The organism is Capnocytophaga sp. H2931, from assembly GCF_002302535.1.
Lineage (GTDB): Bacteria > Bacteroidota > Bacteroidia > Flavobacteriales > Flavobacteriaceae > Capnocytophaga > Capnocytophaga canis.
The window spans coordinates 2,343,661-2,355,957 of record NZ_CP022381.1; the positions used below are offsets into that span (position 1 = coordinate 2,343,661).

At 39.9% G+C, this 12,297-nt stretch carries 1 protein-coding gene; it reads left to right on the top strand.

Annotated elements, in window-relative coordinates; all coding sequences use genetic code 11:
• Positions 1 to 107: 107 nt before the first annotated feature.
• Entirely contained in the window at positions 108 to 12,266 is a 12,159-nt protein-coding gene (locus tag CGC52_RS09855) for a T9SS type B sorting domain-containing protein (protein ID WP_157909137.1), read from the top strand.
• The last annotated feature ends 31 nt before the right edge of the window (positions 12,267 to 12,297 follow it).

Here is a 12,297-nt window from a genome sequence, read left to right on the forward strand (position 1 = left end):
TTTTTTTAATTTTGTCGCCTGTATACTTTATTTCCAACTTAGTGAGGGAAAAATCTTAATCTAATCTAACAGTACTAGCTGAAAAACTAACTAAAAACGAATACGTTATGAAAAAGTTGTTTATTTTCGTTTCGTTCATGATGCTAACAACCTCATGGATATATGCACAGTGCGATTCTACCCAGCCGATTAACAATTTCCAGCTTGTAACGGGTGATATTCAGTGTGAGAATCGAGGTCTCATAACATTGAATGCACCTCCAGTTTCAGCAGAACATCCTGCAGGGACGGAGTTTAGTGTTTACTGGATAAAACCAGGAGCAACTTCAGCTTCATTACGAGGCACCGTTCTTGCTGGACAATCCATGACTATTCCCAATTTGGCAGCAGGGACTTATACTTTCACATTGGAAAACGATGTAAATATGTCCTGTGAAAAGCCTGTAACAATCAATGATCTGTATCCTCCTTTTGAGATAAAGACCCTTTATGCTTTTCCTGCAACCATTCGTAGAGATCCTGTGACCAATGCCAATGTTGATGAGGGAAACGGAATTATTGTCATTGGACTTAAACGATTTACTGTGGGACAATCAAAGTTTCAGGTTCGTGTCGTATCAGCTGATACGGGGGCTGTGATAGTTAATGATAGAACTTTCTCGTCTGCAACTGCAGACCTACTATTTTTTGTCCACCCTGAACCGGGAAAAAGCATTTCGCATGCTGATCATCCAAATGTGAGTGTTTTTATTAGAGAGATTCCGCCAGGAGCTTCTGATGATGATTGTCGAAATTATCCATCACACCCACAGCAAATACCTATTCCAGAATCGGTTTATTTGCCAGGTACGTATTCCTTAACCTTACCGTACTTAGGGTTGAATTTGCATACGACTACAAGAAATGTAGGAGGTACTAACGTACAACAACCTACGGGTAAATTCAATTTAACAATCCCATTACGGAGAGGTGTTGATGGTAAGTCTGTTATGGGAGGTTTTATAGGAGGGCACGCTAATCTTGATATTCCTAGGAATCATTTCAAAGGATTAGGGACTTCTAATGCAAAAGCTACTGTTCAAATCTTAAATCGAACAGTACCTATAGCGGATATTACATCAAGTTTCAATGGAGATGCTTACTCATATAATGGTGCTGATTTTCAAGAAAACGATCAGGTTCAAATTGTTGTTGATGATGGTTTAGGAAATATAGTTACTAATACGTTTACATTGACAGGCTTACATGATGTACATAATGAAACACCTACGCAAGGATTGGGTTTCTCACATAATATTTCCCCCTCTACTCCCGTTTGCCCTGGAGCACCTGTTTTTTTGCAAATTAGAACGCACCTATCAAGATCAGAGAGATTTATGCCTGTTCAAGAAGGAGGAACTCTAAAAATTAATTACAATTGGTATTTATCTAATTTGGAAGATATTTGGAATGCGACCTCTTCGACCTCTTCGTTGACATATCAGTATAAAGTTTACAAAGAAACCGCACCAAATTCGTATGGACCACCATTGACCCAAGGGACTGACTATACAATAGTGGATTATCGAACCATTGACGTACATCGTTCTGGAGCAGGTAGATATAAGATTCGTATGGAGTTTTTAAAATCCAATGGAACTGTTGTTTCTGCATTTGAACGAACTACAAATATAAATTATTTACCAACTCCGACAGATCGTTTTGCATTGATGTTTAACACTTTGCAGTCCAACTATGGAATTGCTGAAGGAACAACATCATTTCGTATTGAAAAAAGAAACGAGCTTATGTACGAAGACCCTCTCAGTCCAGGGGTTTCAACAGTAACGATCTCCTTAGGTCGAGCAGATGGACAGCCTTCCGTCTCCTTTCAAACAAGGCTTCCTTTTGGACAAACCAAAACAGAAACTATTATTTTTCCGATAACAGCCACAGTAACACCTACCTACATGGGAGATCTTAATCATCATATAGGATTTGGTGACTTGCCTCCTGGAAACTATGTTTTGACTATCAAAGATGCGTGTGGTAGTGCTTCAAAGACAATTACATTGGGAAATGAAATAAGATATGGAGTAACAGAAGCCGAGCAACCTTTCTATAAATTAGTACCACGATGTGGGTACTACGATTTGGAGTTTACGCATGATGCATTACATGCTAATTTCCCTGGTTTTACTCAAAGAATGTTCACAGGGTTGGTGGGAACTTATGTTGATTATTCAACAGTCCAACTTAAACGGATTCAAGGAAGAAATGGGGTGTTCACAGGATTGAAGCCAGGAGAAACCTATAAAATATACACCCATGAGTTTGGTGGATATACGATTCATGGTAACCTTTCTGTGGCAACAACCGTTCCATGGACATTGTTATCTACTTTTACAAATGAGATAGGGCCTGGGAAGTTATCTATCAGCATGATGAATCGTCATAAAACGAATTACAATCCAGATTTGTTACGTTATTTCACAGAAATCCAAGTTCCTTCACAAACTATGGATCCTGTGGTTACGTCCATTGCTTGCGGTTCGGACGGAACATCTATGATTTTGGTGGATCTTCCGCATGATACTAATGTTGGGATCGTTGGGGATGTTACTTATGTACTGAAAAGTGTTTCGGGAACTACTGAAGCAGAGGTGGCAAGCGTAACGATGACGGGTGGACAACGAAACTACGAATTTAAAAACCTACCCGATGGAACCTATAAAGTATACGTAAAAGATGAGTGTATAGCGGGATCCCCTGTTGTTAGTGTACAGGAGATAGCCGATTCGAGTGTATTTCCAACTCCTCATATTATCAATTATGACCATCCCAATGGATTATGTCCAGGGGAAACGACTCAAATGCGATTGAGAGGAGTTTCAATAAATTCCTTTGATGCGGAGTGGTACAGAATCAATCCTGATGGTTCAAAAGTGATGGTAGCAACTAATACCCAAACTTTTGGGGAGGCAGTGTATACCAATACCACCTATGAAGTAAGAGTAAAGTTGAAAGACCGATTTGGATGTGCAACAAACGTTTGGCTAACGGCTACCTCCACATCAGTACTTGCTATTGATACGGGAGTGCCGTCAGTTACGTATTTCCCAGCTGATTTGGTTGACTATCCAAGTATAGGGGGGTGTGATGTTATGGTAACTTGGAATGAACCGAAAGTAACGGATGAAAATGTTCGTTGTGGAGTGCAACTGGCTGTTACTTCCACAGTTTCAATTGATACCAATTTCAATGGAGGAACGCAACATCAAGGAAGATTCGGTGTTGGGGTGCATTCTGTGGTATATACATTTACCGATGCTTTCGGAAATGCCGTTTCACGAACCTTGATTGTAACGGTCCAAGATCCTAAGATGGAAATGCAATTAACGGAAGGGTATTCATTGAATTCATTGCAAGTAGAAAATGAATTTTATTATATCGTAAAATATAGAAATACAGGAATTGTAACCCTAACATCGGCAACTTTGGAAGTGCAATTGCCTTCTAATGCTAACGTACAACCTGATTTAAGTAAACAAATAGACTTTACAAATTCGGGAGTTTCTAATGTGACATATACCTATGATTCAGTAGCTAAGAAATATACCTTTACCTATCCCTCTGCAGCATTACCCTCTACAGGAGGTCACGAGGAAAGAAGCATAGGAATACCGTTAAAAATAGTAGGTGGGTATGGTTTGGCTCAGCAACCATGTATGAACCAAGTAAATATAATCCCTACAATGGTTTACACCGGAGGAGTCGCAGGTTGTACGCTTCGTACCCAAACAGCTACAATACAGACATCAACCGTAGTAGAAATTAAAACTAACGAAAACAAACGTACTGAGATTTATTGTGTGGGCAACCCAATGACGTTGAGTGTGACACCAGGTTTTGATGAGTACAAGTGGTTCCTCAATGGAACGCCTATAGGAACCAATACAAGTACATTTGTTGCTACTACTCAAGGGGAATATCGCGTTGAAAAATATAAATTTGACTGTGGAGTCGCTACAATAGTAAGCTATGAAATTATAGACTACCATGAACCAGGAAGTTCTGCTGACCCAATTAAGGCATTGGCAGCAAATGTGGGTGTGACTTGTCGAAATGACAATAGAACGTGGACAAGCCATTTCTATCTATGCGGTGGTACATCTAAAACGATAGCGGTCAATTTTGTAAATTCAACCTTGACATGGGAGAAATTAAACCCATCAGCCAGTGGATTGAATTGTCAGCCACGTCACGAAACTTGTCCAGTGGTTATTGACGGATGTTGGGAAGAAGTGAGTAACAATACAAATACTTTCACTCTTTCACAAGGAGGACGCTATCGATTGAAAGTAGCAGGGGCAAATTGTTATGACTTCTATTATTTTGATGTGTTCGACAGTAATACTCCTGCTGCTACCGTAACTCACGGAGATGAAACGGGATATGTGGATGGATATATAAATATCAACATGTCTACACAAGGAGTTAATTATAACTATACGTATAAAAATCTTACTACAGGAGCTACAGGAGCGATGACCACCAATACTACACAGTACCGCTTTACAGGTCTGAAAGCGGGAACGTATGTAGTGGAAGTAACTTCTTCTGAGGCTTTATTATCATGTCTTGCATATACGCAAACTATAACTATACAAAAGAATACAAATTTAAAATTCACTGCGGAATTTGTTGAATGGGAAAGTTGTAACCGAGCGAAAATTAAATTTAAAGGTGAAGGCGGTAATCCTCCGTATCAATTTGCTGTATGGTCGGTAGATGGCGAGGTACTTGCTCCAGGAGGTTCTCACATGAATATTCCAGATTCAGAATGGGTAGGCAACCAAGGTGAGTTTGATGCTCACTATGAAGGGTTAATGAATCTTACTCGTATTGGTAGCTATGTGTTTGTGATGAGACATCAACAAAATGGAGAACGAGCATTTTCAGCTCCAATTAACATACTACCTGTAGGAATACACAGCGTTACTTTTGCTGTTACCGATTTGGATTGTGCAACGGCAACAGGAACAGGGGAAATTCAATTAGTATTCGAAAATTCGGCTATTCAGCGTGAGGTTAGTTTGTACAAATTAGATGATACAGGAGCCAGAATATTACCTGCACGTTATCAAGGAAATAATCTTTCTTTATTTACTAATTTGGAGGTAGGAAATTATGAAGTAGCTTACACAGCACAGGTAGCTTCACAAACATGTAGTTTTGTAAAAAGACCTATAAGTATCAACCCTCCAGCCAATCCGTTACGTGCCTTTGTTGGTGTAACTAAAGATAAAACTTGCGATACTAACGGGAAATATACCGTTTCGGTAAATAATGTAATTGGAGGTTCTGGTTCTTATCAGTACGATTTTGGTACAGGATACCAAAATCAGCCGACAGCTCAAGTGGACGGGAATGTCACTGTAAAAATTAAAGATCTTTCACTTTCAGGTTGTGAGTTGACAATACCTGTAACGATGCAATCGCCACAAGCACCAACAGTGAATGTTTCTACACCTACCTATGATTGTGTTGGCTTTGGAACTGTGTCAGTTACAGCTATTGCACCACCAGGGCAGACTCATTCTTATACATATAGTGTTAATACAACTACGGGAGCTGTACAAGCGTCGGTATTTACATTATCACCAGGGGCTCACACTATTTACGTACATTACAAGCCAACAGGAATTACTCCAAATATATTGTTCAAGGAAGACTTTGGTGTAGGTAATGATGTTTGTGGTAGTGATTTAGGGTATCCTACAGGGGCAAACGCTATCAATGATTTGGTTTGCGAACAAAATGTAGCTGTGGGAGCGGGTAAATATGCCATTACTAAACAAGCACATCCTGTAGGAACTTGGGTTGTTCCAAGCGATGCACAAGGAGTCAATAACGGACGTTACATGGTAGTTCAAGCATCGGTACAAAATGCTGTAGTATTCAGAAAACATATCAAAAATGTGGTGCCTAATGAACCGTTACGAGTTTCTGTGCGTCACTTTAATATGCTTACAACAGCAACTCCTCAGTTCAATGTTGAGTTGGTACCAGTAGGCGCATCATCGGGTATTTCCAAACAAATTATAGTAACGAGCACTGGAACACCTACTTGGGTACAATCATCGGCAGATTTCACAGATGTGGAAGTAACACAAAGTGAGTATATTGTTCTAATCAAAAATGTGCCTGGTAACGGTGTTGTTGCGTTGGATGCTATAGGGATTGAGCAAGATATTAAACTTTGCGATACTACAGAGTCTGTTCCTGTAGTTATAGAAGATGGTAAAAAGTTAGAGTTAGAGGTATTAGGAACTACTGCTGTAAGTTGTCACGGAGGTAATGATGGAAGTCTACGCATATTCGTACATAATCCACCAACGAACGTTGAGTATTCAACTGATAATGGGGTTACGTGGACACCTACAATTTTAGCTGGTGGAGTTTTTACCGTAACCAATTTAGAGGCAACTCAAAGTAGAACTATCTATGTTAGAGATATTGATAAAAAAGCTTGTAAGGTAGAAACAACCTACGTCATCACACAACCTGAGGCTCCTCTTTCATTAAAAGTGGTAGAGCCTATTAATCCAGTGCGTTGTGATGCAGGAAACATAGCATCGATTACTTTTGAGGCAGCAGGAGGTAATTCAGAGTACAGTCACTTTACGTACCAAAGTGCAACTATGCCTACACCACAAGTGGTAGGAATTTACAACGGTCGCTACTCACAGCCGATGTCTTTATCTCCAGGGACTTACACCATTACGGTCACCGATGTGAAAGGCTGTTCAACTGAGACTGAATTTGAGGTGTATAAAAAAGAAATTGAATTTGATGTAATTTATAGTCCTTGTAACGATGGTAGTGGAACTGATGTTATTATTGATATTTTCAATGGTAATGGAGGTTATGTGATCAATCGTTCTGATGAACCAGCTCATATTTGGCATACTGTTTCGAACTACGTGCATACCTTCGAAGGATTGCAAGTAGGAACGTACACCATTACATTGAATGATAATTCAGGATGTAAAACAAATACGGTGGTTACTATTTACGAGCCATTAACTTTGACCGTTTCGCAAACATCGGCAATTGATTGTGTAGCTTCGCCCAACTCAACGTTTGTATTGACGGCCCATGGTGGAGTGCCTGGTGATAGAACTTTTATTATTTACACCACAGACCGAGCTAACGTATACACCGAAGTAACTACTGTGGGGTCAACCTATACGTTTACTTCAACTGATTTCGGGAAAACCTATTTCTTTGATGTAAAATACACCGAAAGAGGACAAACGTGTAGTTATGAATATTCACAACCATTCAGAATAGCTTCAAGACCAGCATTCAAGGCAACACCTTTGTTTAATGTGAAAGGAGCTTACTGTATCAATAACGGATATATTAATACTTCAGTTTCGGATATAGTGAATCAATCGTCAGGAGTTGCTCCGTTTACGGTTAATGTGTATGCGGATGATGGAACAGGTAATCCAACAGGAGCAGTGTTGACCCCAACAGCTTTGGCTACAGGGAATTATGTGGTTGTTATTACGGATTCACGAGGTTGTACGGCTATGCAACCAGTAGTTGTTCCGTCATTACCTCAGGCACAGATAGTAACGGTAACAACAACACCGATAGCCTGTGGAGTGCTTGCTCAAGCCAATATTGTTATTTCAGCGGGAGGTGATGCGAATAGTAATTTCTCGTTGATTGTAAAAACAGCTTCGGGAACGGTGTATAGTACAACAAACATACTCTCAAGTCAGTTGCCAAGAACTATTACAGTGTCAAATTTACATTATGATGAGTATGAAGTTATCTTACAAGATATGACTTCGCCATCCTGTCAAGATATACAGACGTTCAAAACAGGATTAGCCCCCGATGCTCTTGTAACACAAGCAACAGGAGTTGTAGGATGTACTCCAAATTCAGGAGAACTTTTTGTACGGTCATACCGAGAAGAAGGATTCTCACCTAATGGAAATTTTATAGCTCGTTATAAGACCACCATCGATGTGAATAATCTTACTCCACCAGTTTGGCAACCACTTGCTCCTGTACCAGCAACTATACCAGGTACAGGTAATTTAGGACAGAAGTTAGAATATCGCTTTACAGGGTTAATTCCAGGAGCGTGGTATGAATTTATCATTGCAGCTCAAACCTCTTCAGGAGCTTGTACGTTACGTGGAGGGGCTACGATTCCTGTGCCTACGAGTTCAACCTTGTCTATGACTACAACGCAAGGAACCATAGCTTGTTCAGGAACATCAAGTGGAACAATTGCATTTACTGTAGGAAATTGGAGTCCTACCACAACTGATATAGCTTGGAAGGTGTATACCTATCCTGATTATGACCCAGTGTCAGGAGTAGGAATGTCAGGAAATATAGCTGTAAATTCAGCACTTACTTCTGTAAATGGAAACGTAAGTGGATTATTGCCAGGACGTTATGTGATTGTTTTTGAGGAAAATAACGGAGCTTGTGTTAATGCTACGCCACCGATTCCTATTCGAGGGCCAGAACCATTGGTAGTACATGCAGCAAGTGTAACAAAAGAGTATGTGTACTGTACAACAGACATTGGAGACCAGGCGGAAATCACGGTAGATAGAGTTTCAGGAGGAGTAGCAGACTATTTGTTCTTGGTGCAACCAACCTTAGTTACTACACCTCCAGCGGTGGGTGATTTTACACACCCACAACCAGGACAGTTTGTTTCTGCTTTAGGTTCTCAAAAAATTATCGTATCAACATCAGGAACGTATGATTTGTATGTGAAAGATTCTGGACATTGTATTGTTAAATACCAAGGTCCAAGTTTAACGATTAAGGATGCACCACAACCAAAAATCAATAGCGTTCAAGTGCAAGTTTGTCAGGCAATTAATAACCAATATAATGTACGTTTGAATGTAACCCAAAGTCAATCGTCCTTAATCCACTTCTATAAGTTAGAACCAGGAGGATTAACACCAGTACAACAACAATATCCGTATAACGTTATTTTGTTGGAAGGATTAAATCCTGGAGTTTATACCTTGACATATTCAAATATCAGAGGTTGTAAAACATCAACGACCTTTGAGGTGAAACCTCCTGTACAGGCAGGAAATGCTAACGTAACCCGAGCATTAACCTGTTCAACGACATCCCCAGCAGAAGTCGTTATTCCAAATATTACTGGAGGTACAGGTACTTACACCTACGAAGTGGTTCGTGTGGAAAGTGATGGTTCAAAAAATCAAATCATACCACAAACCACAACCACAGCCACTACCGTAACCATAACGATTAATATGGAAGGAAATTACGAATTTTGGTTGATGGATTCCGATATGGTGACGATGGGCTGTAATTCTGATGCTATCAAACGACCGTTTGTTATAGAACCTAAGAAGGTTCCACAAGTTGTCAATGGCTCGTTGAAGGTGACAAATACCTCTTGTGGTTCTGCATCTGAAGGAAGTATCGAACTGATAGCTACCCCAATTGATATTGCTCCTATGACCTTCACTATCGTTTCGATGAGAGATTTGGGAACAGGAGTAACGACCGCTACCAGCATACCACCTACATCTGTTGTGTCGAATCAAGCACGATTCACAGGTTTGTTAGGTTCAGAGGCAGGAATTGTTTATGAAATAAAAATTGAAGGAACTAACGGATGTAGTGTTACTAATAATGAGGCAATTATTAAATCACCGCCACCGTTGCAAGTAGGAGCAACTGCATTGACTCCTCAGCAATTCACTTGTTCAACAAGTGCAGCGTTGATTGCCTCATTGCAGTTTGATGCTACTCAAATCACGGGAGGAGTTCCACCGTACACGTGGCAGTTTATTGATAGAACTACCAATACGGTCATAGGTGAAAATTCGAATAGTGTTTCGTTATCCGATGTTAATGGAGGGACATATTACGTACGTGTGAAAGATAGCTCAGGAGGTTGTGCAACAGATACAACAGATGTTACCATAAATCCTGCCTTTACATTAGCAAATATGACAGTAGCAACGGTAACTCCAATGACTTGTGCTGTGGACGAAACCATAGCAGTTAGTGTTGAAGCAACGCCAATCTACATACCAGGAACGGAAATCAGGTTTACCGTAAAAAGATTGAGTGATGGATTCGTAACCAGCGCAGTGTACTCATCAACCATTGCTACAACTCACATTACTCATACCTTGCCAACTACTTTGGGTACAGGAGACTATGAAATAACAGCCGAAAATATGGCTACAAGTTGTGGTAGAGCTAAAGCTACACATAAAGTAGCTGATTTGACTAATAAGTATGATATTACGATGTCTAATCAGAAGCAACCAACCTGCTATCAAGGTAATGATGGAGAGATAACCCTTACCGTTGTAGATAGAAAACCCGCTATAGGAGGAGATACATCTGCAAGTGGATTCACTTACACTGTTACCTATTTCGTTAATGGTGCTACAACCACAGGAACCATTGTTGCGGGAAGTTCATCTATAACACTTACAGGATTAAAAGAAGGAAGGTATAGTATTGAAATACAGTCTTTTGTAAATAGTTGTAAAGCAACTAGTTCATTCGTAGTACCTGTTTCGGCAGAGCAAATAAGCGTAAATGCTTATCCAGCACCAATTCCACAAGTGAGTTGTTTGAATGATAAAGGAAATATTATGGTAGAGGTAACAGGAGGACAAGCTCCGTATGAGGTTACTTTGAGTTCGTTGGCGACAACATTCACAAAAACAGTAAACAGAAATCGCGTATTATTTGATAATTTAGAGGTAGGTGTTTACTCAGTTACGGTAAGAGATGCTTTGGGCTGTATGGATTTTATAGGAACTGCAACCGCTGAGTTGGTAACTCCAGATCCGTTGACAGCATCTATCACCGTTGAAGACGTACATTGCAAGGACGAAGCTAATGGGAAAATTACCATCTCCAACATACAAGGAGGATCAGGCTCAACAGTATTCCTATTTGAGTTAGATAACGGAACAACTACTGCAATAGAGCAATCAACCCCTGTGTTTGAGAATTTGAAAGCAGGAATTTATACCTTGAAAATTACGGATGGTATGGGATGTTGGACACAAACAACAGTTGAGGTTTGGGAACCTAACTATCTATATGCAGCAGTAGACGTATCAGGTTCTGATAGATTAATTTGTTACGGAGAAGCTGACGGAAGGGTAGCTATTACAGCTCAAGGAGGTGTACAACCCTATAAAATGGATGTGTATAGCAAGGATGGACGACGTGTAACACCAGTTTCGTACGTTTCAGGAGTACCTGCTGACCCACGTATAGCCAGTCCAGTAAGTATCGTAACCGATCCAATATTGGAAGCAGGTGAATATTATGTAACAATCATAGACGTCAACGGCTGTTCAACACAAACAGTTAAATTTACGGTTGAAGAATTCCCGAATATAGAACCACGTGAGGTATATCAAGAAAAATCTTGTGATGAAAACGTGTTTACGGACGCTATTAAAGTGCGATTCCCTACACCTATTGATTTAACAAATGTGACCTATGAGTTGAAAACACAAGCAGGTGCCATTACCTCTGGAACATTGTCAAGAACTACTGATGTGACTACCATAGGTTACATCCATGACTATGACAGAACCAGTGAAACGCAGACACTAAAGGTAATCTACACCTATACTCATTCCGATGGCTCACAAACTGAACAATGCGAACAAGTCTATGTTGTGACTGATATTGAAGACATTCAAGCATTAACCGTTACTCGAGTTACTAATTTAGGATTGAATACCATTGAGGTGAAAACCACGGGTGGAGTAGAACCATATACATACTATTTCAATGGTAGAGAACAAGGATCGAATCCAGTGTATATTATGAAAATAAATGACCCTGGACGAGTAGACCCAGATTCTGGACAGATAATCAAAGAAGTAGATGTACAAGTGGTCGATGCGTTAGGCTGTACACGTACTTTAACCATTGAGGAAGTATATCACGATATCCGAGTACCTAATTTCTTTACTCCAGACGGAGATGGTATTAATGATACTTGGAAGCCTATTAATATAGAAAACTATCCAAAAGCGGTGATTTATATTTTCGACCGAAACGGAAGAAAAATAACAACTTTGACACCTATGGACTCATGGGATGGTATTTACGATAAAAAGCACATGCCATCAGGAGATTATTGGTACATCTTAGAACTCAATACGTTAGAAGATACACGTAAATTCTACGGAAACTTTACTTTGTATCGATAGTTTCCATGTACAGTAGAAGGGGTTGGTTCAA

Excerpts from the sequence above, each read along its gene's own strand:
- CGC52_RS09855 (WP_157909137.1), top strand. The coding sequence starts at position 108 with ATGAAAAAGTTGTTTATTTTCGTTTCGTTCATGATGCTAACAACCTCA.